31 protein-coding genes and 1 riboswitch are annotated in these 27,000 nt (G+C 63.0%); of the genes, 19 read left to right on the top strand and 12 right to left on the bottom strand.

The features are described from left to right. The 9 genes from B3M53_RS01855 to B3M53_RS01895 form a co-directional block, all read left to right on the top strand. Positions 1–408: cbb3-type cytochrome c oxidase subunit I (locus tag B3M53_RS01855; RefSeq protein WP_286799564.1), on the top strand; the 408-nt coding region annotated here is incomplete at its 5' end. Positions 409–448: 40 nt separating this feature from the next. Further along, positions 449–1,471: a heme o synthase gene (cyoE, locus tag B3M53_RS01860; RefSeq protein ID WP_233346030.1), complete on the top strand. Its 1,023-nt coding sequence runs from the start codon at positions 449–451 to the stop codon at positions 1,469–1,471. Beyond that, entirely contained in the window at positions 1,471–1,677 is a 207-nt protein-coding gene (locus tag B3M53_RS01865) for a hypothetical protein (RefSeq protein ID WP_022701652.1), read from the top strand. Before cyoE ends, B3M53_RS01865 begins: the two co-directional genes overlap by 1 nt. 6 nt (positions 1,678–1,683) lie before the next feature. Next, positions 1,684–2,268 carry a cytochrome c oxidase assembly protein gene (locus B3M53_RS01870; protein WP_022701653.1) on the top strand — a complete coding sequence of 195 codons (585 nt, stop codon included), beginning with the start codon at positions 1,684–1,686 and terminating at the stop codon, positions 2,266–2,268. A gap of 91 nt (positions 2,269–2,359) precedes the next feature. Then, on the top strand, positions 2,360–3,265 hold the full coding sequence (locus B3M53_RS01875) for a cytochrome c oxidase subunit 3 (RefSeq protein ID WP_022701654.1): 906 nt from the start codon (positions 2,360–2,362) through the stop codon (positions 3,263–3,265). Further along, entirely contained in the window at positions 3,265–3,690 is a 426-nt protein-coding gene (locus B3M53_RS01880; protein ID WP_022701655.1) for a DUF983 domain-containing protein, read from the top strand. Before B3M53_RS01875 ends, B3M53_RS01880 begins: the two co-directional genes overlap by 1 nt. A 4-nt stretch (positions 3,691–3,694) precedes the next feature. Then, the gene (locus B3M53_RS01885) at positions 3,695–4,405 is read left to right on the top strand and encodes an SURF1 family protein (protein ID WP_273020853.1); all 711 of its coding nucleotides are present in this window, start codon (positions 3,695–3,697) and stop codon (positions 4,403–4,405) included. A 23-nt stretch (positions 4,406–4,428) separates the two neighbouring features. Next, positions 4,429–5,007 (top strand): GNAT family N-acetyltransferase, encoded by a 579-nt coding sequence (locus tag B3M53_RS01890; RefSeq protein ID WP_160092117.1) that lies wholly within the window; start codon positions 4,429–4,431, stop codon positions 5,005–5,007. Next, positions 5,004–6,164 (top strand): EAL domain-containing protein, encoded by a 1,161-nt coding sequence (locus B3M53_RS01895; protein ID WP_286799565.1) that lies wholly within the window; start codon positions 5,004–5,006, stop codon positions 6,162–6,164. The genes B3M53_RS01890 and B3M53_RS01895 overlap by 4 nt, the downstream gene beginning before the upstream one ends. A gap of 37 nt (positions 6,165–6,201) precedes the next feature. Here the strand turns inward: B3M53_RS01895 and B3M53_RS01900 are convergent, their stop codons facing one another. Together B3M53_RS01900 and B3M53_RS01905 are read right to left on the bottom strand one after the other, a co-directional pair. Continuing rightward, positions 6,202–6,438, bottom strand: a complete 237-nt coding sequence (locus B3M53_RS01900) for a hypothetical protein (RefSeq protein WP_022701659.1) — start codon at positions 6,436–6,438, stop codon at positions 6,202–6,204. Positions 6,439–6,447: 9 nt separating this feature from the next. Further along, a complete protein-coding gene (locus B3M53_RS01905; RefSeq protein ID WP_273020848.1) occupies positions 6,448–7,032 on the bottom strand; it encodes a YqgE/AlgH family protein in 585 nt (194 codons plus the stop codon). A 122-nt stretch (positions 7,033–7,154) separates the two neighbouring features. Between B3M53_RS01905 and B3M53_RS01910 the strand changes: the two genes are divergently transcribed. Continuing rightward, entirely contained in the window at positions 7,155–7,637 is a 483-nt protein-coding gene (locus B3M53_RS01910) for a peroxiredoxin (protein ID WP_022701661.1), read from the top strand. Positions 7,638–7,702: 65 nt separating this feature from the next. Here B3M53_RS01910 and rnhA read toward each other — a convergent pair whose 3' ends face one another. From rnhA to ispH, 3 genes are read right to left on the bottom strand one after another with little or no spacing between them, the layout of a single operon-like run. After that, positions 7,703–8,143 (bottom strand): ribonuclease HI, encoded by a 441-nt coding sequence (gene rnhA, locus B3M53_RS01915; RefSeq protein ID WP_022701662.1) that lies wholly within the window; start codon positions 8,141–8,143, stop codon positions 7,703–7,705. A 17-nt stretch (positions 8,144–8,160) separates the two neighbouring features. After that, a complete protein-coding gene (locus B3M53_RS01920; RefSeq protein ID WP_273020846.1) occupies positions 8,161–8,589 on the bottom strand; it encodes a DUF1801 domain-containing protein in 429 nt (142 codons plus the stop codon). A gap of 21 nt (positions 8,590–8,610) precedes the next feature. Beyond that, complete coding sequence (gene ispH / locus B3M53_RS01925) at positions 8,611–9,555, bottom strand: 4-hydroxy-3-methylbut-2-enyl diphosphate reductase (RefSeq protein WP_160092112.1); 945 nt, start codon at positions 9,553–9,555, stop codon at positions 8,611–8,613. 99 nt (positions 9,556–9,654) lie between these two features. Between ispH and B3M53_RS01930 the strand changes: the two genes are divergently transcribed. Beyond that, entirely contained in the window at positions 9,655–10,278 is a 624-nt protein-coding gene (locus B3M53_RS01930) for a hypothetical protein (protein WP_022701665.1), read from the top strand. 15 nt (positions 10,279–10,293) lie between these two features. After that, positions 10,294–12,057, top strand: coding sequence for an arginine--tRNA ligase (argS, locus tag B3M53_RS01935; protein WP_273020843.1), 1,764 nt, complete (start codon positions 10,294–10,296; stop codon positions 12,055–12,057). A gap of 8 nt (positions 12,058–12,065) precedes the next feature. Here the strand turns inward: argS and B3M53_RS01940 are convergent, their stop codons facing one another. Further along, a complete protein-coding gene (locus B3M53_RS01940) occupies positions 12,066–14,099 on the bottom strand; it encodes a FlgO family outer membrane protein (RefSeq protein ID WP_022701667.1) in 2,034 nt (677 codons plus the stop codon). Positions 14,100–14,331: 232 nt separating this feature from the next. Here B3M53_RS01940 and B3M53_RS01945 point away from each other — a divergent pair, with 232 nt between their 5' ends. The 7 genes from B3M53_RS01945 (at position 14,332) to B3M53_RS01975 (ending at position 20,705) form a co-directional block, all read left to right on the top strand. Beyond that, complete coding sequence (locus B3M53_RS01945) at positions 14,332–14,655, top strand: UrcA family protein (RefSeq protein WP_022701668.1); 324 nt, start codon at positions 14,332–14,334, stop codon at positions 14,653–14,655. Positions 14,656–14,980: 325 nt separating this feature from the next. Beyond that, a riboswitch (glycine riboswitch) is annotated at positions 14,981–15,071 on the top strand. 173 nt (positions 15,072–15,244) lie between these two features. Continuing rightward, positions 15,245–16,339, top strand: coding sequence for a glycine cleavage system aminomethyltransferase GcvT (gene gcvT / locus B3M53_RS01950; RefSeq protein WP_022701669.1), 1,095 nt, complete (start codon positions 15,245–15,247; stop codon positions 16,337–16,339). 33 nt (positions 16,340–16,372) lie between these two features. After that, positions 16,373–16,738: a glycine cleavage system protein GcvH gene (gene gcvH / locus B3M53_RS01955; RefSeq protein ID WP_022701670.1), complete on the top strand. Its 366-nt coding sequence runs from the start codon at positions 16,373–16,375 to the stop codon at positions 16,736–16,738. Positions 16,739–16,836: 98 nt separating this feature from the next. Beyond that, entirely contained in the window at positions 16,837–18,183 is a 1,347-nt protein-coding gene (gene gcvPA, locus B3M53_RS01960) for an aminomethyl-transferring glycine dehydrogenase subunit GcvPA (RefSeq protein ID WP_273020841.1), read from the top strand. 2 nt (positions 18,184–18,185) lie between these two features. Beyond that, entirely contained in the window at positions 18,186–19,766 is a 1,581-nt protein-coding gene (gene gcvPB, locus B3M53_RS01965) for an aminomethyl-transferring glycine dehydrogenase subunit GcvPB (protein WP_273020839.1), read from the top strand. 142 nt (positions 19,767–19,908) lie between these two features. After that, on the top strand, positions 19,909–20,232 hold the full coding sequence (locus B3M53_RS01970) for a hypothetical protein (RefSeq protein ID WP_273146509.1): 324 nt from the start codon (positions 19,909–19,911) through the stop codon (positions 20,230–20,232). A 5-nt stretch (positions 20,233–20,237) separates the two neighbouring features. Next, positions 20,238–20,705 (top strand): GNAT family N-acetyltransferase, encoded by a 468-nt coding sequence (locus tag B3M53_RS01975; RefSeq protein WP_273020835.1) that lies wholly within the window; start codon positions 20,238–20,240, stop codon positions 20,703–20,705. Between the two features lie 94 nt (positions 20,706–20,799). Here the strand turns inward: B3M53_RS01975 and B3M53_RS01980 are convergent, their stop codons facing one another. From B3M53_RS01980 to smc, 6 genes are all read right to left on the bottom strand, one after another. Continuing rightward, positions 20,800–21,294: a F0F1 ATP synthase subunit B gene (locus tag B3M53_RS01980; RefSeq protein ID WP_273020834.1), complete on the bottom strand. Its 495-nt coding sequence runs from the start codon at positions 21,292–21,294 to the stop codon at positions 20,800–20,802. Between the two features lie 3 nt (positions 21,295–21,297). After that, complete coding sequence (locus B3M53_RS01985; RefSeq protein ID WP_273020832.1) at positions 21,298–21,843, bottom strand: F0F1 ATP synthase subunit B'; 546 nt, start codon at positions 21,841–21,843, stop codon at positions 21,298–21,300. A gap of 138 nt (positions 21,844–21,981) precedes the next feature. Next, positions 21,982–22,209 (bottom strand): F0F1 ATP synthase subunit C, encoded by a 228-nt coding sequence (locus B3M53_RS01990; protein ID WP_009803216.1) that lies wholly within the window; start codon positions 22,207–22,209, stop codon positions 21,982–21,984. 58 nt (positions 22,210–22,267) lie between these two features. Then, entirely contained in the window at positions 22,268–23,044 is a 777-nt protein-coding gene (locus B3M53_RS01995; protein ID WP_022701677.1) for a F0F1 ATP synthase subunit A, read from the bottom strand. 65 nt (positions 23,045–23,109) lie between these two features. Beyond that, entirely contained in the window at positions 23,110–23,427 is a 318-nt protein-coding gene (locus B3M53_RS02000; protein ID WP_022701678.1) for an AtpZ/AtpI family protein, read from the bottom strand. Positions 23,428–23,547: 120 nt separating this feature from the next. After that, positions 23,548–26,985 (bottom strand): chromosome segregation protein SMC, encoded by a 3,438-nt coding sequence (smc, locus tag B3M53_RS02005; RefSeq protein ID WP_286799571.1) that lies wholly within the window; start codon positions 26,983–26,985, stop codon positions 23,548–23,550. Between the last annotated feature and the right edge of the window lie 15 nt (positions 26,986–27,000).

The following is a 27,000-nucleotide window of genomic DNA, read 5'->3' on the forward strand; positions in this document are numbered from 1 at the left end:
GTGCTGTCGCTGGGCGCGGTGTTCTCGATCTTCGCCGGTTTCTACTACTGGTATGAGAAGATCTTTGGCATCAAGTTCAACGAGACGCTGGCGAACATCCAGTTCTTCTTCTTCTTCGTGGGCGCCAATCTGATCTTCTTCCCGCAGCACTTCCTGGGTCTGCAGGGCATGCCGCGCCGGTATGTGGATTATGCAGACGGCTATGCGATGTGGAACATGGTCTCGTCCATGGGCTATGTCGTGATGCTGGTCGGCATGGCCGCGTTCTTCCTGGTGCTGATCGAGTCGATCATGCGCCGCCGCCCGGCCGAGGCCAATCCGTGGGGCGAAGGCGCAACCACGCTGGAGTGGACCCTGTCCTCTCCGCCGCCCTTCCACCAGTTCAACGAACTGCCGCGCATCAAGTAGCGGTTGGTTGAACGATTTGACGGAACCGGAAACGAACACCGTGACCGACCTCTCCGCTGATCTTCGCAAGGGCGGCGCTGCTGACGCAGCGCCGCCCAGCGATCCTTCGGACGCCGCAAAGCTGGCGTCCTGGCGAGACTATGTCTCGCTGATGAAGCCGCGCGTCATGACCCTGGTGGTGTTCACCGGTCTGGCGGGGTTCGCGGCTGCGCCTGTGAGCGTGAATTTCCTGACCGCCGCCATCGCCATGCTGTGCATCGCCGTCGGTGCTGGCGCGGCTGGCGCGTTCAACATGGCCTATGACGCGGATATCGACGCGATCATGAAGCGCACCCGGCGCCGTCCGGTGCCGACAGGCCGCGTGCCCGCCAGCGAAGCCTACGTCTTCTCGGGCGTCATGGCGCTGGCGTCGGTCTTGCTGATGGCGCTGGCTACCAATTATGTCGCCGCGGGGCTTCTGGCGTTCTCGATCTTCTTCTACACGGTGATCTACACCATGTGGCTGAAGCGCTCGACGCCGCAAAATATCGTCATCGGCGGCGCCGCGGGCGCCTTTCCGCCGATGATCGGCTGGGCCGCCGCCACCGGCGATGTCAGCCTGAACGCCGTCCTGCTATTCCTGATCATCTTCCTGTGGACGCCGCCGCATTCCTGGGCGCTGGCGCTTTACAAATCGGGCGATTATTCCGCCGCCGGCGTGCCGATGATGCCGGTCGCCAAGGGCGCGAAGTCCACCCGGATCCAGATTCTGATCTACACCGCGCTTTATCTGGCGGCGACCGCTGGACCGATCGTCACGGGGCTGGGCGGCTGGATCTATGCGGGTGCTGTGGGCCTGGGCGGCGCGCTGTTCGCGCTGCTGGCGGTTCGAGTATTCCTGTCGCGCGCGGGCGACGCCAATGCGGCCGAGGACGAGCTGTATGCGGTGCGCGCCGGCGACAAGGCTGCGCGCGATCTGTTCGCTTATTCCATCGCCCACCTGACCTTGCTGTTCGCCGCCTTGCTCGTCGAGCATGGCGCGGGCGGCTACAAGCCGGTTCTGGCCCTCCTGGGAGGCGCGTGATGAGCGACCCTGAAACGACGCTGCAATCGCCTCAACCCGCCGCCAAGGCGGAGTCGGATGCGGAGACGGTGGTTCTGACCGAAGAGCAACAGGCGGCGCGCAAGAATCGCAATCGCGCCATCGCTCTGGGCCTGTTCGCGTTTGTCGGACTGATCTTCGTGACCACGATGGTCCGTCTGGCGACCAATTATAATATGGGAGGCTGACCGCTGATGTTTTCCAAGCTCGACAAGAACACCAAGGTTTTCGCCCTGTGCGGCGGGATCATTCTGGGCATGGTCGGCATGGCGTACGCGGCGGTGCCGATTTATGACCTGTTCTGCCGGGTGACCGGCTATGGCGGCACGACCCAGGTCGTTCAATACGATCCGGGCCAGGTGCTGGATCGCGAAGTGACGGTGCGCTTTGACGCCTCGCGCTCGCGGGACTTCCCCTGGGAGTTCGAGCCGCTGCAAAACGAAATGACGGTGCGCGCCGGCGAGACGGCCTTGGCGTTTTACCGCGCGACAAACACCTCTGATCGCCCCGTGACGGGCATCGCCAGCTACAATGTGACCCCGTTCAAGATGGGGCCGTATTTTTCCAAGCTGGAGTGCTTCTGCTTCACCGAGCAAACGCTCGATCCGGGGCAATCCATGGATATGCCGGTGATCTTCTTCGTAGATCCCCTTATGGACGAAGATGACCGGTTGGACGATATCCGCACGATGACGCTCTCCTATACGTTCTGGGAAAGCGGCGACGAGCGGGTCTATGAAACTGCAGAGGCGTCCGGACCGGACGCTGAAGCCCAGTAGCGCGCAAGCGTGTGATGAATTGAATACCGGGACGGGCGCCCTTATAGAAGCGCTTGGAAATTGACCCGGAACTTACTGGCGGGAGACTCTCATGGCCGGCGCAGCCGTTAAACACGATTATCACCTCGTTGATCCCAGCCCATGGCCGTTCGTCGCCTCTCTTGGCGCGTTCGTGCTGACGTTTGGCGCGGTCGTCTTCATGAAGGGTCTGTCGACCAACGAAGAGTCGATCTTCTACTTCTTCCTCCAGCAGGGCTCTCCGGTCCTGATGATGCTGGGCTTCGCGATCATCATTTATGTGATGTTCGGCTGGTGGGGCGACATCATCAAGGAAGGCCAGAAAGGCGACCACACCCCGGTCGTGGATCTGGGCCTGCGCTATGGCATGCTCTTGTTCATCGTCTCCGAGGTGATGTTCTTTGCGGCCTGGTTCTGGATGTTCTTCGACATGGCGCTGTTCCATGGCGATCGGGCAGGCGCAGGCTGGACCGGTGAAGTCCTGGGCATTGACTATTCAGGTTGGGAAGCCGGCGTGCCGGGCATCCAGACCTTTGATCCCTTCCACCTGCCGCTGATCAACACGCTGGTTCTGCTATTGTCAGGCACCACGGTGACCTGGGCGCACCACGCGCTTCAGCATGGTGACCGCAAGGGCGCCACGCTGGGCACCCTGCTTACCGTGGTCCTCGGGGTCTGCTTCACGGCGCTTCAGGCGTATGAGTACTCCCACGCCGCCTTCGGCATTTCCGGCAGCCTGTATGGCGCGACCTTCTACATGGCCACCGGCTTCCATGGCGCGCACGTGATCATCGGCACCATCTTCCTGGCGGTTTGCCTGATCCGTCTGTTGATGGGCCACTGGACCAAAGAGAAGCATTTCGGCTTTGAAGCGGCGGCCTGGTACTGGCACTTCGTGGACGTGGTCTGGCTGTTCCTGTTCGCCTTCGTCTATGTGGCCTTCGCCGGTCTCGGCACCGTGCACGGGGTTGGCCATTAATGACTGAAACGAGCCCCTTCCTCGCCGGCCTGCTCGGGCGCTGCCCGCGCTGTGGCAAAGGGGCTCTGTTTCAGAGCTATCTCAAGGTCGCGGACGCCTGCGGCGTCTGCGGCCTTGATTTCTCCAGCGAAGACTCAGGGGACGGCCCCGCCGTTTTCGTGATGTCCATCGTTGGTTTCATCGTCGTGCCCGCCGCCCTGGCGATGGAGCTGGCGATTTCACCGCCCGTCTGGGTGCACATGCTGGTCTGGCTGCCGCTGGCGACCCTTCTGACCTTGCTGATCCTGCCGCCCTTCAAGGCGACCCTGTTCGCCCTGCAGTGGAAGCATAACGCCCACGAGGCCCAGCTTGATCTCGACCCGGTCGAGACTGAGCGTGTGGGCGAGGGGACGGATCCTTCCCGTACCGATACCGACGCGGCGTAATGTCATGGCGAGGTTTCGCCCCTATCCCGTCCTGACCCTTCTGATGCTGCCGGCGCTGGCCTTGTTGATATGGCTGGGCAGCTGGCAACTGGATCGGCGCGCCTGGAAAGTGGAGCTGCTGGCCCAGTATGCGGCGACGGCTGACGCCCCCCCCATCACGGTGTCTGAAGGCCTGTGTCAGGGCCTGGCCGAGACAGGCCGCCGGGCGATTGAGCCTGATGTGGACGCAGCGGCGAGGATCGTTCGCGTGTCCGGACGCAATGCGCAAGGCGCGCCCGGCTGGCGGCTGTTCACCGCCGTACGCGTCTGTGACGGGCAAGAGCGGGTTCTGGTTGAGACCGGGTTTGAAGGCTTGCAAACCGCCACTCGCGCGGATGACGGCGCGCCCGCAGTCTTGGCTCAAGCTGACGCGTTGCGCTTTGAAACGCCTCTGGGAACGGGGGTTTTCACCCCGCCCTCAGATGTCGAGGCGAACATGTTCTACGCCTTTGATCCCGTCGGCATGAGCCGTGTGCTCGAGGTTGAGGCTGAGACGCTGAATACACAGTACTGGCTGGCGAAAAGCACGGGAGAGCCACCTGCTTATCTGACCCAGACTCCGCCTGAACGGCACCTGGCGTATGCAATTACCTGGTTCGCCATGACGCTGGCTTTGCTGGCTGTTTACTTCGCGTATCATATACAGGCTGGCCGCCTGACATGGCGCGGTGAGTAAACGGACGGCGAAGGACACCCCAGATGGCGCTCTGGCGAGAAGACATGCAAGAGACGGTTCTGTGGTCCGAAGGGCTCAGGCTGCGCCATCCCCAACTCGACGATTACGAGGCCTGGGCCAAGCTGCGCTCGGCCAGCCGGGCGCATACCGAACCGTTTGAGCCCGCCTGGGCGGAAGACGAGCTGTCCAAATCCGCGTTCAAACGCCGTCTGCGCCGTTACCAGACCGATATCGAGAACGGGACCGGTTATCCGTTTTTCATCTTCCGGGCATCGGACGATGTGCTGGTCGGCGCCTGCAATCTCAATAATGTCCGCCGCGGCGTGCTGCAGGCGGCCGATATCGGCTATTGGATCGGCTCGCCCTATGTGCGCAAGGGCTATGCCCGCGCCGCTGTCCGACGCGTGCTGGGTCATGCCTTCAACACCTTGCGCCTGCATCGTGTCGAGGCGGCGACCCGGCTGGATAACGACGCATCACGCTTGTTGCTGATCTCGGTCGGGTTCACGCCTGAAGGCGTGTCGCGGGGATATTTGAAGATCTACGGGGAATGGCGAGACCATCTGAAATTCGCCATCCTGAAGTCGGATCCGATCCGATGACGGACCCCGCCGCGCTTCGGTCCTATCAAGATGCTGTCGCGGCGGCCGGGGCATTGTCCGTTGAGATCGGACTTCTGAACGACACTTTGCATCTGGGGGGGCAAACCCCGTCACTCGGGCTGAGTGAGTTGAGCGTCGAGGGCGGTTTCAGCCAGTTTCGCAACAGACTGGCCCCGCCGGACCAGCCGCGTCTGGACGTTCTTCGGCGCGCCGGGGCCTGTGATCTGCGACTGCGAGTGCTCGGAGATGACCATCAGGTGCGCTATGTGCGGCTGATCGGGCAGGGCGATGCGATGACCTGGCGCGGGCTTATGCTGCCCGCGGGCGGCTCTGCGGGCGTGCGCGCCGACATGGATATGGAGACTGCCCTGGCTGAGGCGCTGCAGGCCGGCGAGGTCTGCGCCTATTACCAGCCCGTGGTCGAGCTTGAAACGCGCGCTTTGGCGGGATTTGAAGCGCTGGCCCGGTGGGATCGTCCGGGAGTGGGCGTCTTGGGCGCTGAAGAGTTCATGCCACTGGCCCAGTCCCATGGATATATCGAGGCTGTGGGCGACAATGTGCGCGCCATGGCGGCGTTGGATCTGTCGGCCTGGCGCGCCGCGTTTCAAGGCCATCTGGACCTGTTCGTCACCGCTAACGCCACAGCGACCGAAGTCAGCGCCCCTGGGTTTGCAGAGCGTCTGCTGGAAGCGGTGAACGCGGCGGGCCTGCCGGCGGGCGGCTTCAAGCTGGAAGTCAATGAAACCGATGTGATGATGGACCCGGACGCGGCCGAACGCACGCTCAATGCGGTGCGTGATCAGGGCGTGCCGATCGTGCTGGATGATTTCGGGACCGGGTACTCCTCGTTGGCGCGTCTCGACCGGTTCGCCTTTGATGTGGTCAAACTTGATCAGTATTTCATTCGCGCCGCCCTGACGGACGGCTCCGCCCGGTCCATCATTTCATCCGTGGTCCGGATCGCCGAGAGCTATGGCATGCAAGTGGTCGCGGAGGGCGTGGAAACCGACGCGGCGCACGCCCTGTGTCTCGATCTCGGCTGTGATTATGGCCAGGGATTTTTGTATGCGCAGGCGCTCGCGCCACAGGATGCAGCCCGCGTTGTCACGGATGGGTTGAAAGGCCGGTTTCAGTGTGCCCGGACAACGGGCGTCTGAGCGGTTCAGGCGTCAGACAGTATCCGCTCGTCTGCGGCTAGAAATACCACAGCGCCTTGACGGAACCTGACGTCAACGCGAGCGGAAACAGAATAACCGCCATGCCCAGAACGCCAAAAACAAAGGCCTTCGCAACGGTGTTGCGGACCCGGGTGAGGCGAATCGATCGCTTGCGGTGTCTTTGCAGGGACATGCGATCACCAGACACGTCAGAGGGGAATTCCGTATTCATTGAACGGAATTCCGGCGCCAAGTCAACGGTGAATGTGGTCATTCGAAAATATTAGGCGTTGCCGCTGGCGGCCGTCAGAAATTCCGGCGTCACGCCCAGCTTGTTGAGCGCGCGCGCCCATTTGTCTTCGGGCTGGTCGTCGAAGATCAGGCTGTGATCGGCGTCCGCGACGAGCCAGGCGTTCAGGCTGATTTCGTCTTCCAGCTGACCCGCCGCCCAGCCTGCATACCCCAGCGCCATCAGCGCCCGGGCGGGCGCCGCGTCAGAGGCCAGCGCATTGAGGATTTCCTGCGTGGCGGTCAGCCCCAGATCCTCGCCGACCTGCTCGGTCGCCGGTCCGCACGCCACATCCAGCGTGTGCAGAACGAAACCGCGATCGCGATCCACCGGTCCGCCTTCCAGCACCGGCGCGTCCGCCGCCTGCGCGCCGCCCGCCACATCCAGCTGGTCCAGCAGGTCAGGCAATCGAAAGCCTGTCATCGGGCGATTGAGGATAATGCCCATGGCGGTCTCGGAATCGTGCGCGCACATATAGATCACCGTGCGGTCAAACCTGGGATCGCCGATCAAGGGGCTGGCGATCAACAGCTTTCCGCCCAGATATCCAGATTGGGTATGAGGTTGGGGCGCATCCATGCCCACAGCTTTTCCCCAAGCGCGGCGATTGTCCAGCCCTGCCCGCGTGCGCGCCGTCTTGTCGCGGGGCAGGGGGCGTCTTAAGTCTGGTGCCAGTCAACCGTCCCATCTGGAGCCTCCCCATGACCCTCAAAGCCGGCGACACCCTGCCTGACGTCACCTTCATGACCATGACCGCAGACGGCCCCCAGCCGATGAGCACTGATGACGTGTTCGCCGGCAAGCGCGTAGCGCTGTTCGCTGTGCCGGGCGCCTACACCCCGACCTGTTCAGCCAAGCACCTGCCGGGCTTCATCGAGAAAGCGTCCGAGCTTCAGGCCAAGGGCGTGGACCGGATCGCCTGCACCTCGGTCAATGACGTGTTCGTCATGGGCGCCTGGGGCAAGGACCAGGGCGCGGGCGCTGCTGTCCTCATGCTCGCGGACGGCAATGGCGATTTCGCCTCGGCGCTCGGCCTTGAAATGGACGGCTCGGCGTTCGGGATGGGAAAACGGTCCCAACGCTATGCGCTGGTGGTCAACGACAAGGTGATTGAGCACTTCTTCCTGGACGAGCCGGGCAATTTTGAAGTGTCCTCCGCCGAGCATGTGCTCAAGGCGCTTTAAGAGCCAGAGCGCCTGACCTGACACAGACCCCGGGCCGGCGCTTCGCCGGGCCGGGGTTTTCGGTTTTAAAGCGTTGAGATCGCGTCGCGCGCCAGCTGATCGGCGCGTTCGTTCTCGGGATGGCCGGCATGGCCCTTCACCCATTCCCAGGTGACGTCATGCTTTGACGCGATCGCATCGAGCCGCTTCCAGAGGTCGTCATTCTTGACCGGTTTCTTTGCGGCGGTTTTCCAGCCGTTCCGCTTCCAGCCGTGAATCCACTTGGTCACGCCGTCACGCACATAGGTGCTGTCTGTGACCAGCCGCACTTTGGAGGGCGCTTTCTTCAGCGCCTCCAGAGACGCGATCGCCGCCATCAGCTCCATGCGGTTATTGGTGGTGTCCGCTTCAGCGCCGGACAGCTCTTTTTCATGGCCATTCCAGTGCAGGATCGCCCCCCAACCGCCGGGGCCGGGATTGCCCGAACAGGCGCCGTCCGTGTGGATGTGAATAATGTTGTCGGCCAAGTCGGACTCTCAAAAAGCTAGCTGGGCGTGACGGGCCATTTGCGGCCCAGATCCTCAAGCCCGGCTTGAATGAGTTCGCTCAGAACGTCCAGATCAACATCCGCCAGCTTGGACACATACAAACAGCTCTTGCCGGTCTTGTGCTTGCCCAGACGGCTCAGGATGTCTGAATAATCGGCATAGCCGGGCATGATGTAGATGGAGAGGTTCGCTTTGCGCGGGCTGAAGCCGGTGGCGAGGAAATCGCCCTCCCGTCCGCTGTCATAGCGATAATGGTAGGCTCCATAGCCGATCATGCCGGGTCCCCACATTCTGGGCGACCAGCCCGTGACGCGCTGGAACAGGGCGTTGAGCGCCTGGCCGTCCTCACGGCGGCGTTCAGGTTCGACGGCGCTCAGGAATGCGTCGACGTCGACGGGGGTGGGTTGGGTCTTGTTCCGGGCCATACGCGCCTCCTGACGGAGAGCCTACGCCACTTCCTTGGGCAGTTTGAAGACCACGTTTTCCTCAGCCACCCGGACCTCACGAATGTGCAGGGTGTAGCGGCGCGCCAGGGCGGACAGCAGGCCCTCCACAAGTTCTTCGGGCGCGCTAGCGCCGGCGGAGACGCCCAGACGTTCCACGCCCTCCAGCCAGGACCAGTCGATCTCTTCAGCTTTCTGAACCAGATGCGCAGCCTTGGCGCCCGCGCGTTCGGCCACTTCCACCAGCCGTACGGAGTTGGACGAGTTGGGTGCGCCGACGACCAGCACCAGGTCCGCGCCTTCGCCGATGGCCTTTACCGCCGCCTGACGATTGGTGGTGGCGTAGCAGATGTCTTCCTTGTGCGGCGCGGCGATATTCGGAAAGCGCTTTTGCAAGGCGGCCACGATGTCGGCGGTGTCGTCGACGGACAAGGTGGTCTGGGTGACGAAGGCGATATTGTCAGGGTCTTTCGGCTCGAAGGTTTGAGCGTCTTCCACCGTTTCGATCAGATGCATCACGCCGTCGGGCAGCTGACCCATGGTGCCGATCACCTCGGGATGGCCGGCATGACCGATCAGCAGGATTTCCTGTCCGGATTTGTGATGACGCTGCGCTTCCACATGCACTTTGCTGACCAGCGGGCAGGTGGCGTCCACATAAAGCATCTCGCGGCGAGCGGCCTCGGCGGGGACGCGTTGCGGCACGCCATGAGCTGAAAACACCACCGGGCGATCGTCAGGACATTCGTCGAGTTCCTTGACGAACACCGCGCCCATGGCCTCCAGCCGATTGACCACATGTTTGTTGTGAACGATCTCATGACGCACGAAAACCGGCGCGCCATAGCGCTCGAGCGCTTTCTCCACAATCTGAATCGCACGATCCACACCGGCGCAAAACCCGCGCGGAGAGGCCAGCTGGACGGTCAAGACGGGTTTGTCGGTCATGGATTTCCTCTGCGGGGAAAGGCGGCGGGGCGTTGCCCTGTCCGCGCGCGCGTCGTACAGACTGCTCTAGCAGACACCGTGCGCCCCGCGAAGGGGGGCATGCCGTCCTCTGAGATGGTTCGCCATCCGAACGCCTTGAGGTTATTCATGCGCCTGTCCGTTCTGAGCCTGTCCGTCGCTGCTCTGGTCCTGTCCGGGTGCTCCACCCTGCGTGACACCATTTCGGAGCCGGATCCCAATCCGGGGCCCTGCCCGAACGCGCTGGCGCTGTATGACGCCCACCGGCTGGTGGAAATCAATGGCGAGACCGCTGTCTTTGAAAATGTGGGGTTCACCGGCGAGATTCTCAATGTCGCCAGCAATTGCCGTTACACCGATCGCAACGCGGATCCCATCGAGATGGAGATGGGCGTGCGCCTGGGATTTGGCCGCGGACCGGCGGCGCAGGGCATGACCAAGACCTATGAGATGTTCGTGGCGGTCACCCGGACGGACCGGGTTGTGATTGAGCGCCAGACCTTCCCCATCACCGTGACGTTCGAGCCCGGTGAAGATCGTGTGGAAGTGATCGAGGAGTTCAACTCCATTTCCCTGCCGCGCGTGTCACCGACCACTTCGGGCTCCAACTATGAAATTCTGGTGGGCTTTGAGCTGACCGATGAACAGCTGGAATTCAATCGCAGCGGTCTGCGCTTCCGTGTCCGGGCCGGGCAAGACGATTAAAATATTCGAGACGTTATGACTTCGATTGTCGAACAACTGACCAGCGCTGTCGGCGCTGCGTTCGAGGCCGTGGGCCTTTCCGCCGATCTGGGGACGGTGTTTGAATCCGACCGTCCCGATCTTGCGCCCTATCAGTGCAATGGCGCCATGGCGGCGGCCAAACAGGCCAAGAAAGCCCCGCGCGCCGTCGCCGAAGACGTGAAGGCTGAGCTCGACGCGCAGCACCCGGAGCTGGAGATCGAGATCGCCGGGCCCGGCTTTCTCAACATCACCCCGGCCAGCACGCTCTACGCGATCCGCGCCCATGGCCTGGCGGACGACGCCCGTGTGGGCGGCCGTCAGAGCGCGGCCCCCAAGCGGGTGATGATTGATTTCGGCGGACCGAACGTGGCCAAGCCCATGCATGTGGGCCATTTGCGGTCATCGGTGATCGGCGACAGCCTGCAGCGCCTGATGCGCTTTCGCGGTCATGACGTCACCTCCGACATCCACCTGGGTGATTGGGGCCTTCAGATGGGCCATCTGGTCACCGAGCTGCAGGATGAGCAGCCGGACCTTGTCTATTACGACGCTGATTTCACGGGCCCGTATCCGGAAGAACCCCCGGTGACCATCGACGATCTGGCGCGGCTTTATCCGCAGGCCTCCGCCAAGGCCAAGGATGACCCCGAGCGCAATGCGCGCTCGCGCAAGGCGACCGCTGAACTGCAGGCCGGGCGACCGGGCTATCGCGCGCTGCTGCGCCATTTCATCAATGTGTCGATTGCGGCGCTGAAAGATGATTTCGGCGCGCTGGGCGTTCATTTCGACCTGTGGAAGGGCGAAAGCGACGTCAATGATCTGATTCCGGGGCTGGTCGAGGACTTCAAGGCGCGCGGCGTGGCCGAGCAGAGCGACGGCGCCTGGATCGTGCGCGTCGCCCGTGAGGACGACAAGAAAGAACTGGCGCCGCTGATCCTGGTCTCAAGCCAGGGCTCGGCGCTGTACGCCACTACCGACCTTGCGACCATTCTGGATCGCAAACAGCAGCAAAACCCCGAGCTGACCCTTTATGTGGTTGATCTGGGCCAGTCTGATCACTTCGAACAAGTCTTCCGCGCCGCCTATAAGGCCGGTCTCGCGGAAGAAGGCGCGCTGGAGCACGTGAAGTTCGGCACGGTGAACGGGACCGACGGCAAACGTCTGCGCACCCGCGCTGGCGGCACCTTCCGTCTGGCCGATCTGATCAGTGAAGCCCGCGAGCGGGCGCGGGCGCGCCTGAACGAGGCGGGGCTGGGCGCACAGCTGACTGAAGACGAGTTTGAAGATGTGGCGCGCGCCGTGGGCAACGCCGCGATCAAGTTCTCCGATCTGCAGAATGTGCGCACCACCAACTACATCTTTGATCTGGACCGCTTTGTCAGCTTTGAAGGCAAGACCGGGCCGTATCTGCAATATCAGGCCGTGCGCATCAAATCGCTGCTGAAGAAGGCCGGCGAGCAGGGGATCAAACCCGGCGCGGTGACGATATCGGACAAGGCTGAGGCGGCGCTGATCCGTCGTCTGGACGCGTTTGAAAGCGCACTTGGCCGCGCCGAGCGGGACCGGGCCCCGAACGTGTTGTGCGAACACGCCTATGGGCTCGCGCAAGCGTTTTCGGGCTTTTACGCCGCCTGTCCGATCCTGCCGGAAAAGGACGAGGCCATTCGCGCCTCGCGCCTGACCCTGGCCGGGACCACGCTCACACAGCTCGAGATCGTGCTCGGCCTGATTGGAATTGACGTGCCCGAGCGGATGTAAAAAGCGCGTCAGGCGGGCGGGCACCGTACGGCCGGCTGCGTGGGTTCCGTCAGCCGTCCGCCAGCCTCCACCAGAGCTGCGGACAGATGCTCAAAGCGCGCCGGGTCAAATGACGGATCGTTCAATAACAGGGTGCGCAACCTCGACGGCGGCGTGCCGGGGGCGTCAAGCTCAAGCAAGCGGCCATAGGCGGCGTCATCATCGCCAAGGGCTCGGTAGGCGTACCAGGCGACTATGAAAGAGCGGGGATGGTTCGTCATCTCCGCGGCGATCGGGACAGCCTCCTCACGATTTCCATCCGCGCAGAACTGATTGAGCCGTATGCTCATCTGGGCGATCCGTCCAACCTGGCTGGCTTCAATTCGAGCCGCGACCTCACGTGCTTCATCAACCGCGTCGATGAAAAGGAACGCCCAATGGGCCTCCACCAAAGCAACTCCGAAGAACGGGTGGTCGGTCAGGGTTTCGCGCGAAAGGGTCGCGGCAAATTCGAAATCCCGCGATTTTCGGGCATGCTGAATCAGCAGGCTTCGGTTTGTCGCATCCTCACGCGGGATAATCTCTGCAAGCCGTCGTATGACCTGTTGCGCCTCTTCATGACGGCCCAGCATTACAAGGGTGTTGCTGTGCTGGAAGTTGGCGTCAATATCGTACGGGCGTGCTGTCAGATAGGTCGCGAGCGCCTCACGCGCAGCATCCAGTTCAAACAGTTCAAAGTCTCGCAATGCACGATAGGACGCCGCTTCAATCGGGTCGCGAGCGGCGGCGATGGCGGCATCCATGCGCGCCGCATATTCCTGTCTGTACGCCTCTCCGCTCAGGGCGTCTGCGCGCATCACCAGGGACGGCGTATTGGAATATTTGAACACGAGCGCAGACGCTGCATGGGCCTGAGCGAAGTCCGGATCGATTGAACGCGCCCTGTCGAGTAAGGGCTGCGCCCGGCTCCAGGACTCAGAGCGTCCGGTCTGCCAGAACTGCGCCATCAGGGCTTGCCCGCGCATATACGCTTCATAGGCCGCGATTGACTCCGTCCCTACTGAAGCCATGCGCACGAGCGTATCCGGATCAAGCGCGGTATCGAGTGTGTTCGCCACGGCTGTCGCAATGTCAGTCTGAAGGCTGAGCAGATGATTGAAGTCGCGGTCATAACTCTGTGACCAGACCTGCGCCCCGTCACTCGCGCTAACAAGCGAGACCGTGACACGGACCTGATCGCCTGAAATGCGCACTGTGCCTTCCAGGATGTTCGCCACGCCGAGATGATGGGCGATGTCTTGAAGGTCTTGGCTGTCCTGGGACGCGGTAAACGTCGCACGCCGAGAAGCAACACGCAGGTCCGATACTCGGGTCAGGGCGCTGGTCAGTTCTTCTGACAAGGCGTTTGCGAACCAGGCTGTGTCGTCTTCCGCGCTCAGATTTTCAAAATCGAGCACGGCCACCGAGCGGTTTATCGCGGATGTGGCCGATGTCCGCTCGCCTAGAAAGACACTGGCCGCCAATACGATCACAAGTCCAAGCCCGGCAATCCCTGCGATGAGCCAAGAGGGAGGGAGCCGGCGAAAAGGTGAGTCAGCCAAGGGCGTTGCGGTCTGGGTTGCGATTGCTGCACGCGATTCACGTTGCTCTGGCATTGAGAGGTCTGCGCCGGTTGTGGGCGATGGTTCGGGCAGTGACCTTTTCGCCTGCACATCTGCGATGAAACGATAGCCCCGACCATGTTCGGTTTTGACCCATAAGGGGCGTCTGGCGCTATCGTTGAGGGCTCTTCTCAGATCGCGCACAGCCGTTGTCAGCACCGCATCGGAGACAGCGCGACCTTCCCATACAAGTTCGATCAACCTGTCTTTGGCCAGAAGCTGCATGGGGTGCCGCATAAGCGTGTGCAACAGGGTGAAACTGCGCCCGCCGAGTTCAATCGGCTTGCCATCCAGCAGAACCCTGGACCCGACCGGATCAAGGGACAGCCGTCCGCCTGCCAGAAGCAGCGGCGCAGCGTTCGCCTCTGCGTCAGTTGCATCCTTATGTGTCGTGTCGGTCAACGCCGCGCCCCCTGAAGTCAGCATGTTCGGCGATTGTAGTCAGAGTGCAGGGCGATGCACGGTTTTTGCTCCTCAGAATTAGAAAAAAATCTCAATTAAAATAGCACCTTATAATTTTTCAGGACTGGCGCATATCACGCTCAGGATTTGTGGCGTGGCTCAGACCAGTCTCGCTCTCGTCATCTGGACAGGCCGCGCTCTCGCCGGCTCAACAAACGCAGGAGAGTACCGAATGATCTCTGTCAGAACCCTTGTCGCCGCCGCTGTCACGGCTGTTGTGATCTGCGCCCCCTCAAACGCCCAGACATTCAACTTTGAGTATGATCGCTGGATGCTGTCATCACCGGAAGGACGCGAAATGGTCCTGGACCGGCTCGCAAACCAGGTCGAGCGCTATTGCAATGTCCATGACGCTCGCGGGCTGCTGGATGTGCGGATCGCCCGCGATTGCCAGGCGCGCACCACGGCGCAAGCGCTTCAGCAAATGAATGATCCGCGCGTTGTCGCCCTGCATCAGGAGCGGGTGCGCCGTCAGAACGTCATCGAGCGGACCTAGATCCGGGTGCGGTTCCAGCGCGTCCGGTTCTCCCCGCGCGCGCTGTGTGGGCTGCGCCTTCTCCTCTTCAAAGACCCACCCTTAGGTCAGAGAAGGCGCGGCCCACTTTCGGCTTTTGCAGGGCCTGTCCGATCCCGCCCGGACCGAAGCAAGGTCAAGCCAGACATGAATTGCGGCCCGTCTTCTGGCGGGCCGTTTCATGCGCAGCTGCGGGAACAAAAGCTTATGCTGCAGCGCCCAATCGCGATTGACTCATATCCGTCAAACGCTAGGTTTGCGCGTCGGTGCAGACCCGCCGTGAGGCGCGCTGCAGCGGGGATACATGAGGTCACTTGCGGGAGAGACCGGCCGAAGACGCCGGCGCCGAAGGCGCAACCGCCCCGGAAACGCTCAGGCTAACGGACCGCAAGCCTAAGACCTAACGCTGGAAAGCGGGCGCTGACGTTCAGACGCCCCACCGAAGGAGCAATGCGCGCGCCTGTTTTTGAAGGCGCGACGCGGGAATCTCTCAGGTCATCAAGACAGCGGGGGCGATTCGGAGCCGGCATGAGCCGCGCGACGCACGCAACCCGCATGCTTGAGGCCAGACATGACCGACACGCTCAACCGCACGCCGCTTTATGATCTTCACGTCGAACTGGGCGCCAAAATGGTCCCGTTCGCCGGCTATGAGATGCCCGTCCAGTATGACGGCGTCATGGCCGAGCATAATCATACGCGCGAGGCTGCGGGCCTGTTTGACGTCTCCCATATGGGTCAGGCGCGGCTGATCGGCGATGAAAGCGCGCTTGAGAAGCTGATTACGGCGGACCTTGCGGCGCTGCCGCAGGGCGAACAGAAATACACGCTGCTCCTGAACCCTGAAGGCGGGGTCAAGGACGACCTGATGGTCTCCCGCCCCGATGATGAAGGGCTGTTCCTGGTGGTGAACGCCGCCTGCAAGCGCTCTGACTTTGATTACATCATCGAGGCGACCAAAGGCGTCGCCGAGCTGGTCGAGCTTGATGGCCGCGCGCTTCTGGCGCTGCAGGGCCCGCAGGCGGGCGCCGTGATGGCCGACCTTTGCCCGGACGCGGCGAAGATGGTGTTCATGCAGGCGGGCTGGTTTGAAATCGACGGCCTGCGCCTGATGATTTCGCGCTCGGGCTATACCGGCGAGGACGGGTTTGAAATCTCCGTCGCCAACGAACACGCCAGCGATTTCGCCCGCAAGCTTCTGAGTGATGAGCGGGTCAAGCCGATCGGTCTGGGCGCGCGCGATTCCCTGCGTCTGGAAGCCGGTCTGTGCCTGTACGGCCATGACATGGATGAGACGACTTCGCCCATCGAGGCCGGTCTGATCTGGGCGGTGGCCAAATCGCGTCGCGAGCGCGCCGATTTCCCCGGCGCTGCGCGCATCCTGAAAGACATCGCCGAAAAGCCCGCGAAAAAGCGCGTGGGTCTGGCGCTGAAAGACCGCGCCCCGGCGCGTGAAGGCACCGAGATCGCCGTGAATGGCGAGATTGTCGGCGTCGTCACTTCGGGCGGATTTGGTCCGACTGTCGGCGCTCCCATCGCGATGGGCTTTGTGCGCACCGATCTGTCGGCGCCCGGCACGCAGGTTGATTTGATGGTGCGCGGCAAGGCGCGCCCGGCTGAAGTGGTGAAAACGCCCTTCGCGCCGCATCGTTTTTATCGCGGTTGATCCCGCACGATTTCGCTCTGGAGGAGACGTCTGATGAGCACCCGATTTACCAAAGACCATGAATGGATCCGTGTTGACGGCGAAGAGGGCGTTGTGGGCATCACCGCCTACGCCGCCGAACAGCTGGGCGATGTGGTGTTTGTCGAGCTGCCCGAAGTGGGCAAGACCGTCTCGGCGGGCGATGAGCTGGCCGTTGTGGAAAGCGTGAAAGCCGCGTCTGAAGTCTATGCGCCGGTGTCGGGCGAGATCATCGCCGTCAACGAGCTGCTGGAAGGCGAGCCCGCCAAGGTCAACGAAGCGCCGGACGGCGAAGGCTGGTTCGTGAAGATCAAGCTGTCTGACAAGAGCCAGCTCGACGCCATGATGGATGACGCGGCCTACGCCGAACACATCAGTTAAGCCTCGACGCCGGACGGCGTCGATCTACATGCAGCGACTAGACCGGCGGCTCGACTTCAGAGCCGTCCGACCTGCTTTATGAAGGAAGGTGGATCGCCATGCGCTATCTCCCGCTGACCGACGCTGACCGGGCCGAGATGCTCGATACGATCGGTGTGGATTCTGTCGACGCCCTGTTTGAGGACGTGCCCCAGAAGGTGCGCCTGGACGGGCCGGTGGACCTGCCGCTCCACAAGAGCGAGATGGAGGTCGAGCGCCTTCTGACGAAGATGTCGCGCAAGAACGTCGCCGCGTCTGAAGCGCCGTTCTTTGTGGGGGCGGGCGCATACAAGCACCATATTCCCGCCAGCGTGGATCATTTGATCCAGCGCTCGGAATACCTCACCAGCTATACGCCCTATCAGCCGGAAATCAGCCAGGGCACGCTGCAGACCCTGTTTGAGTTCCAGACCCAGGTCGCGCTCCTGACCGGCATGGAAGTGGCGAACGCCTCAATGTATGACGGCTCGACCGCCTGCGGTGAAGCCGTGCTGATGGCGTGCCGGATCACCAAGCGCTCCAAGGCGATCCTCAGCGGCAATCTGCATCCTCACTACGCCGCCGCGACCCATACGCTGGCCAAATACATGGATATCGAAATCCGCGATGATGCGGCCAAGCCCGGCGGGCTGGACGATATCGCCGCCGATATCCCCGATGATGTGGCGTGCGTCGTGGTGCAGAACCCGGACGTGTTCGGCCAGGTCCATGATCTGGAACCCATCGCCAAGGCCGCCCACGAGAAAGGCGCGCTGCTGATCGCGGTGTTCACCGAGGCTGTGTCGCTGGGCCTGATGAAAACGCCCGGCGCCATGGGCGCGGACATCGTGGTCGGCGAAGGCCAGTCCATCGGCGTCGGCCTGCAGTTCGGCGGCCCGCATGTGGGCCTGTTCGCTTGCCGCGGCGATCGCAATTTCATCCGCAACCTGCCCGGCCGTCTGGCGGGGGAGACTGTGGATGCGGACGGACGCCGGGGCTTTGTGCTGACGCTGTCCACGCGCGAACAGCATATCCGCCGCGACAAGGCGACCTCCAACATCTGCACGAACTCCGGCCTGATGACGCTGGCCTGGACGATCCACATGTCGCTGCTGGGCGATACCGGACTACGCACCATGGCTCAGCTGAGCCATGAGAAAGCGTGCGAGCTGGCCGACCGTCTGAGCGCGATTTCAGGCGTGGAGCTGGTCACCGACGCCTTCTTCAACGAGTTCACCCTGCGTCTGCCGAAAAAAGCGGCGGACGTGGTGGAGGCGCTGGCGGACAAAGGCGTTCTGGGCGGGGTTCCCGCCAGCCGGCTGTATCCGGGCGAAGGCTATGACGATCTGCTGATCGTTGCGGCCACTGAAACCAACACCGAAAGCGATCTCGACGCATTCGAAGCGGCTCTGAAAGAGGTGCTGTAATCATGGCGATGAATACTCAAGGCCGTCCGTCCCGTCCGCTGCACACGCCTGATCCGGGCGCATACGAGGACACGTTCTCAGGCTCCAAAGGGCTTGATCAGGCGGAACCGCTGATTTTTGAGCGGCAGACCTATGACAAGACCGGCGTCGATTTCGAGGCCCCCAAGGGCAAGCCGTCACGTCTGGGCGCGCTGGAGCGCAAGGGCGATCTGGGGCTTCCGGGTCTTAGCGAGCCTGAAGCCATGCGCCATTATGTGCGCCTGAGCCGGAAGAATTACGCCATTGATATCGGGCTCTACCCGCTGGGCTCGTGCACGATGAAGCACAATCCGCGTTTGAACGAGAAGCTGGCGCGCCTGCCGGGCTTCTCCGACATTCACCCGCTGCAGCCGCAATCCACGGTTCAGGGCGCGTTCGAGCTGATCGGCGAGCTGGCCCATTGGCTGATGACGCTGACCAACATGCCCACCGTCGCCATGAGCCCGAAAGCGGGCGCCCATGGCGAGCTGTGCGGCATGATGGCGATCCGCGCGGCGCTCGACGCCCGCGGCGAGAGCCATCGCCGGCGCGTGCTGGTGCCTGAGAGCGCGCACGGCACCAACCCGGCCACCGCCGTCCAGTGCGGTTTCCATTGCGACGAGATCCCCGCTGGCCCTGATGGCCGCGTGGATATGGAGGCGTTCAAGGCCAAGCTTGGGGATGACGTGGCGGCGATCATGCTGACCAACCCCAACACCTGCGGCCTGTTTGAGCGCGACATCCGCGAGATCGCCGACCTGATGCACGAGGCGGGCGGGTATTTCTATTGCGACGGCGCCAACTTCAACGCCATTTCCGGCCGGGTGCGCCCGGGCGATCTGGGCGTCGACGCCATGCACTTCAACTTGCACAAGACCTATTCCACGCCCCATGGCGGCGGCGGTCCCGGCTCCGGCCCGACCGTGCTGTCCGAAGCGCTGGCGAAATTCGCGCCGCTGCCCTTCGTCATCAAGGATGGCGACAGCTGGCGCATGGTCGAGGACGAAGCGGACGCCAAGGCCCAGGGCGCTGAGCCGTTCGGCCGCATGGTCGCTTTCCATGGTCAGATGGGCATGTTCACCCGCGCGATGAGCTATATGCTCAGCCATGGCGCGGATGGCCTGAAAATGGCCAGCGAGGATGCCGTGCTGAACGCCAACTATGTGTTGGCGCGCCTGAAAGACGTCATGACGCCGTCCTTTGACGGGCTGTGCATGCACGAAGCGCTGTTTGACGACCGCTTCCTGAAAGACACCGGCGTCACAACGCTCGACTTTGCGAAAGCCATGATCGATGAGGGCTATCACCCCATGACCATGTACTTCCCGCTGGTCGTGCATGGGGCCATGCTGATTGAACCGACCGAGTCTGAATCCAAGGCCAGCGTGGACCGGTTCTGCGACACGCTGGAAGCATTGGCTCACGCTGCGAAAGCGGGTGAAACCGAGCGCTTCACTGCCGCGCCGCGGTTTGCGCCAGCCAAACGTCTGGATGAGACCCGGGCCGCCCGTCAGCCGGTCCTGCGCTGGACGCCGCCCTCTGACGAGGTGCAGGCAGCGGAGTAAGACCGAACTCGATATGAGGGCATTGCGCCACACTGCCCTGAAATCGACATTTCCAGCTGCAAGAATGTGAGAGTCGCCATCCGGTACGGGTTGAACCGGATGGCGGCCGCCTCGACATTAGCGTACGAGGTATGGATTGAGCGTGGAAAACGACAAGGCAGATCCCAAGGTGGCGATGAACGACACCCCCAACGGTTGGGCGCGAAACGGCGTCAATGGCGTGACCAGCGTTCTGTTGGTGGTGTTGCGAGCGATTGCCGTGGCCTTGGCGATCTTCCTGCTGGCGATTTCCATCCCGCTGTTTTTCCTGCCTATTCCGCTTGGTCTGCCGCTGGCCATCATTGGCCTGATCCTGCTGGCGATGACGTCCAAGCGCGCCCACACCTTCATCACCGACTGGCTCAAGCGCCATCCCGGTGTCTGGGAGCGGGTCAAGCACATCTTCGACCGGTTCCATAAGGACTAGGAGAGATGGGCTTTACCGGCTTGCGGCTGGTGAGGTCGCTTGAGGATATCCCACTCTCCCCGACGTCTTCGCCTGACCTCGTCATACGACCTCTCGACTTCCAGCACGAAGCGGCTGCCGCCAGAGCCTTGCTCAATCACGCCTATCGTGGCGGAGAGGGGGAACGTCTGGAGGCCGAGGACTGGCGCCAGTCTGTTCAGAGCGACGCAGAGTTTGATCCTGAGCTATGCCTTGTGGCGATAGACACGGGCTCTGAAAGGCTTGCAGGCGTCATACAGGCGTGGACCACCGGCTTCATCAAGGATCTGGCTGTCGATGATGACTGGCGGACACAAGGCGTTGGCGCGGCCCTGGTGGCCGAGATTGGCGAGCGCTTGGCGGCGAGGGGGCTTGAAGAGATCAGCCTCAAGGTGGTTCCCGGCAATCTGGGCGCGATCGCGTTCTACGAAGCCTTGGGGTTTGAACGCGCCTGAGTGGGCTGCTTCGATACACACCGGATGATTTCAGACACAAAAAAGCCCGCGAGCGTGTCGCGGGCTTTTATTGTTCAATCTGTCGAAGCCAGACCTAGTTCAACTGGTCCTTCAGGGCCGCAGTGTCGGCTTTCAGAAGGGCGTTGCGCTGGGTCTTGTTCAGCTTCTTGGACAAGAGGTGCTGCGCGGCCTCAATCGCCAGATCGGCGGCCAGGGCTTTGACTTCCTTGGCGGCCTGGGCTTCGGCCTGAGCGATGCGCTGTTCCGCCATGGCGGTGCGACGCTCGACGCGCTGGGCGATTTCGCTCTTGGCGTTCTCGCGCAGATATTCAGCTTCCGCCTTGGCCTGCTTGATGATCGCTTCAGCTTCAGCCGCGGCTTCAGTCTGCTTGCGCTCATAAGTGGCCATCAGCTCCTGCGCTTCTTCGCGCAGGCGGCGGGCTTCATCGAGTTCCTTGCGGATCAGGTCCGCGCGGTCATCAAGCGCCTTGCCGATCATTTTCGGCGCGCCCACAAAGATGATCACGACGAAGAACAGGATCAGGCCGACAAACGCCCAGAAGCTGGTGTCAGACAGGAGGTAGTTCATGACTTACTCCTTCACCGCTGCGACGGCATTGGCGGCGTCGTCTTCAGACACCTCAAGGCCGGTCAGGTGCTCGACGGCGACCAGGGCGGCGCCAGCCGCAATGGAGCGCACTTCGCCAAGAGCCGCGTCGCGCGAGGCGCGAATGCGGGTCTCTGACTCGTCCAGCTTGGCGTCCAGCTCGGCGTCCGCCTTGCGGATGGCGTCAGCCACTTCAGCGTCCGCTGAGGCTTTCGCCTCTGCAGCCACCGAATGCGCCTTGGCGCGGGCGTCCGCCAGGGATTTCTCGTAGGCGCGAACGGTCTCGTCAGCCTGCGCTTTCAGTTGCGCGGCGGTGTCGAGATCGTCAGCGATGCGATCGCGGCGTTCTTCAATGGCCCCGCCGATACGAGGCAGGACAAAGCGGCTCAGCAGTACGTACAGGACGAAAAAGCTGATCGCCAGCCAGAACAGCTGCGATGCGAAATAGGTCGGGTCGAAGGGCGGGAACGCGGCTTCCGCTGCGTGTCCGGCGCCTTCGGCGTATTCAGATTGGGACTCCGGCGCCAGCACGGCGGCCTCCCTTGCGCAAAGGCTAAACTAGCCCGAGCTTACCGTAAGCTCGTAGCCTGTAAAACGCTCCAAGCCGGAATGACGCAACGACGGATCGCGCGCCTTCCGGCCGGAACGAGGACTGCTTGGTCGGTGGTCTTAGACCACGAACAGCAGCAGCAGCGCGATGAGCAGCGAGAAGATGCCCAGCGCTTCAGTCACGGCGAAGCCAAAGATCAGGTTACCGAACTGGCCTTGCGCGGCGGATGGGTTGCGCAGGGCGCCAGCCAGGAAGCTGGAGAAGATGTTGCCCACGCCCAGAGCGGCGCCCAGCATGCCGAAGGTGGCCAGGCCAGCGCCAATGTATTTCGCGGCTTCCGCTTCCATGTTGATACTCCTCGTAGGTGGTCGGTGCGGATGGATAGGTAAGGTCTTGTCGAACGCCCTAGTGACCAGGGTGCAATGCGTCCGAAAGGTAGATGCAGGTCAGAACGGCGAACACGTAGGCCTGGAGGAACGCCACCAGGAATTCCAACGCGGTCAACGCCACGACCATGATCAGCGGAGCGACAGCGCCAAGAATGCCCAGCGCACCCACAGATCCCAGCATGATGATAAAGCCGGCGAACACTTTCAGAAGAATGTGTCCCGCCAGCATGTTGGCGAACAGACGAACCCCCAAGGTCACCGGACGTGACAGGAACGAGATGATCTCGATCGGGGTCAGAAGAATGTAAAGCGGCCACGGCACGCCGGACGGGAAGAACAGCGAGAAGAATTTCAGGCCGTGCTTGTAGACGCCATAGCCGATCACGATCGCCATCACCACAAGCGCCAGCGCGAAGGTGACGATGATGTGGGAGGTGAAGGTGAAGCCGTGGAAACCCGGAGCCGGGAAATACGGCAGCATGCCCAGCATGTTGCCCATCAGGATGAAGGCGAACAGGGTGAACACGAAGGGGAAGAATTTCAGACCGGCGTCGCCCGCGGTTGAGCGGATCATGCCGGCGACGAATTCATACAGAAGCTCGGCGACTGATTGGGACCGGCCCGGCACCAGCGCGCGCTTGGACATGGCCAGGGACAAAAGCCCGGCCACCATCACCACGGACACAACCATGAAATAGCTGGAGTTCGTGAATGAGAGATTCCAGCCGCCGATGGAAAAATCGGCGATCGAATGGATCTCGAACTGTTTGATCGGGTTCGTCGCGTCAGCCACACCCGGCCCCTTGTGCTACGGCGCGCGCGCCGCGTTTCTAACTTCAAACCCGTGCGCCGGATGCCTCAGGATGAGGCGTCGTCGCTCTGGTTCATGCTCTGCGCAGCGCGAACTACATTTAAAGTGCCCGCTGCGAAACCCAATAATACACCCGTCAGCAGGCCCCAAGGGGTCCAGTTGAAGAACTGGTCGGTCAAATAACCCAGACCAGCCCCCACGAGAACCCCCCCAGCGAACTCCGTTCCGTAGCGAACGCCCTGACCCCAGCCGGAGGCTTTGGTCTCAGCTTCCTTCACCCGACGCGCCTCAAGCTTGGCGTTCAAACGCCGCTCGAAGTCGTTGGGATCGGGTGCGTTCTGGTTCAGTTCGTCTCGATGAGCCATGATGACAGACGGCTACCAGGAGGTAGTCCCGGTAGGCGCGCGCACCCTATAAGCGGTCCCAGACCCTGTCAAGCAAGGTTGCGGACAAGTTAACGCGCTGATTTTTAAGGGGCTTCACTATTATTCCGCAGCCAGCATCTCTTCAGCCGAGCTCAGATTGACCGAGACGAGCTGCGAGACGCCCCTTTCGCCCATGGTGACGCCGAACAGACGGTTCATCCGGCTCATGGTCACCGGGTTGTGGGTGATGACCAGAAAGCGCGTTTCGGTCATGGTCCGCATCTGTTCGAGCATGGCGCAATAACGATCCACATTGGCGTCATCGAGCGGCGCGTCCACCTCGTCGAGCACGCAGACCGGCGCGGGGCTCACCAGGAACACCGCAAAGATCAGCGCCGTGGCGGTCAGCGCTTGCTCGCCGCCGCTCATCAGGCTCATCGTCTCCATCTTCTTGCCCGGCGGGCAGGCGAAGATCTCAAGCCCGGCTTCCAGCGGATCGTCATTCTCTGTCAGGCGCAGCTCCGCAGCGCCGCCGCCGAACAGGGTTTCAAACAGGGTGCGGAAATGACCGTCGACCACTTCAAAGGCGTCCAGCAACCGCGCCCGGCCTTCACGCGACAGGGTGTCGACCGCCTTGCGCAGGCGCGCGACCGCTTCTAGCAAATCATCGCGCTCCTTGGACAGACGGGTGCGTTCAGCATCCAGCTCGCGCGCTTCTTCATCCGCGCGGAGATTGACCGCGCCCAGGCGCTCGCGGGTCAGCCGGGCGTCATCCAGACGGCGCTCCAGCTCATCGGACGATAGCTCCGCAAACTCGCTGCCCGCCGCGCGGCGCTCCAGCACGCGCGGCTCTTCGCCAGTGGCGTCTTCAAGGCGCTCTACGGTTTCGGTCAGCCGTTCTTCCGCAGCCGTCAGACGAGCGGCGGCGGCGGCGCGCGCTTCACGGGCGGTGGCGCTGATCTTTTCCGCTTCCCGTAAGGCGGCGTCGGCTTCGCGCTGCAGCGATTCGGCGTTCAGAACCGCCTCGCGCGCGATTGCGGCTTTTGATTCGGCTTCGGTCAGCGCATCCAGAATGGCGTCGCGCTGGCCTTCCAGCGTTTCAGGCTGGGTGGAGGCGGCTTCAAGGGCCGCTTCGGTGTCGGCGATCTGGGTTTTCAGCGTCTCGACCTGATCGGACGACCGGGTATGGCGGCGGTCCCAGTCCGCGGCTTCACGCTCCAGCGAGGCGATGCGGTGACGGCGCCCCTGGGCTTCGCGTTTCACCGATTCAAGCGCCGCGCGGGCGTCGGCGGCCTTGCCGCGGGCGCGATCGGCGCGCGCACGGGCGGCGGTCAGCGCGTCCTGGCCGTCATCCTCTTGCGCAATCTCGGCCTGGGCCTGTTGGGCCGCGAGATGCAGCTTGCGGGCGGTTTCAAGCCGGCTTTGCGCGCGTCCGACCGATTCCACCAGACCGGCGCGCCGCGCCTCGGCGCGCGCCGCCTGGGCGCGGGCGGCGGACAGGGCCTGCTCGGCGTCCCGGCGCTGGTTTTCAGCCTGTTTGAGGGTGGTGCGCGCCTGGTTCAACGCCGCATCCGCGTTCAGGCGGGCCTGTTGCGCCTCCTCGGCGGCGGTCTGAGAGCGTTCAGCGCCTCGACGCGCGGTCCCAAGCTGGGGCGTCAGTTCAGAGAGCCGATTGCGGGTTTCCAGACGGACAGCCGCCGCGGAGGGCGCGCCCGCCTCGCTGGCGAAGCCGTCCCAGCGGCGCAGGGCGCCGTCCAGCGTCACCAGCCGCTGACCGGGTGACAGCCGGGCCGCCAGCGCATCCAGCGCTTCGGCTTCAACCACGCCCACCGCTTTCAGGCGCGCCTGCAGCGCGGCAGGGGCTTCAACATGATCAAGCAAGGGCGATGCGCCCTCGGGCAGGGCGGGCGTCTCAATATCTGCGCCTTGCCATCGCCGGGTGGCGCTGGCGCTCAGGCCCGCCTCCAGATCGTCGCCGAGCGCGGCCGCCAGTGCTTGCTCATAGCCCGCTTTGGCGCGCACCTGATCGAGCGCCCGGTCTTCAGCGTCTGATGTGTCCAGAAGGCGCTCAAGTCCGGCGATTTCGCGCTCAAGTGCCCGCGCATCGGCCTGGGCCAGCTGCACCTCTTCGCGAGCGGTCTGGGCGCTTTCACGCGCCGCATCCGCCTGCGCTTCAAGCTCGGTGAGCTGACCGGCGAGCGCTTCCGCGTTGCGGGTCGCGTCATCCACGGCGCCTTGAAGCCCGTCAAGATCGGGGCCGACCACATCATCAAACCGGTCAAGCGTCGCTTTTGCGTTATCCGCTTCCGCTTCCAGCGTGCGAACCTGTCGCTCGGCCTGATCCAGTTCCCGCTGAGCGCCGTCGCGCTTGGCCTTGATCTGGGCGACGGCGTTGGCGGCGGCGTCGAGCGCGTGTTCCGCCTTGGCGCGGTCCTTGTCCGCATCATCCAGCACCGCTTCGGCGCGGCTCTGAGCGTCTGCGTCATGGGCGGCCTGATCGCGCGCCTGTTTGAGCTGACCGTGCAGGCGTTCGCGGGCGGTGCGCGCTTCATCCAGAAGTTCGGTTTCGCGGCTCTGGGTCTGCCTCAGTTCCACAAGGCGCGCCTGGTTGCGCTCGATGGCGGCGCGGGCGGCCTCGATATCGCGGTCCAGCTGGTCACGTGCGCGTTCGGTATGACGCAGCGCCGCGGCGGCTTCGGCCTCGGCCTCGCGCAGGGGCTGGACAGCGCTTAGCGCTTTTTCCGCTTCGATCATGGCGCCCGCAGATGCGCGCAGCGCAAGCTCGGCCTCGGCCTCGGTTTCTTTCAGGCGCGCGCGAGTGGTTTCGACGGCTTCACCGGCCTCTTTCCAGCGCCGCATCCAGAGCAGGGCTTCAAAATTGCGGATCGTCTGGGACAGGTCGCGATAGCGGCCCGCCTGCTTGGCCTGACGCTGTAACGCGTTGTGGCGGCTGTCGAGATCCTCGACGATCTCCAGCAGCCGGTCGAGATTGGTCTCGGCGGCGTTGAGCTTGAGTTGCGCTTCACGGCGGCGGGCGCGCAGACCGGCGACGCCGGCGGCCTCTTCCAGCACGCGGCGGCGGTTTTCAGGTTTGGCGTTGATCAGCTCGCTGATCTGGCCCTGCCGCACAAGGGCGGGCGAGTTTGCGCCCGTGCCGGCGTCGGCGAACAGCAACTGCACGTCCTTGGCGCGGACGTCCTCGTCATTGATCGTATAGCCAGAGCCCTTGCCGCGTGTGATGCGGCGGACGACCTCAAGCGTGTCATGTTCGTTGAAGCGGGCGGGCGCGCGACGGTCGGAATTGTCGACGACCAGTGTGACTTCGGCGTGATTGCGGGCGGGCCGGCTGTCGGTGCCGGAGAAGATCACATCTTCCATGCCGCCGCCGCGCAGGGATTTGGCGGAGGTGGCGCCCATCACCCATCGCAGGGCTTCAAGCAGGTTGGATTTACCGCAGCCATTGGGACCGATAATGCCGGTCAGACCGGCGTCGATCCGCAGCTCGGTCGGGTCAACAAACGATTTGAAGCCGGCCAGGCGCAGCTGGGTGAACTTCAACCTCAGACCTCCACT

This window comes from Oceanicaulis sp. UBA2681 (genome assembly GCF_002354675.1).
Classification (GTDB): Bacteria; Pseudomonadota; Alphaproteobacteria; order Caulobacterales; family Maricaulaceae; genus Oceanicaulis; species Oceanicaulis alexandrii.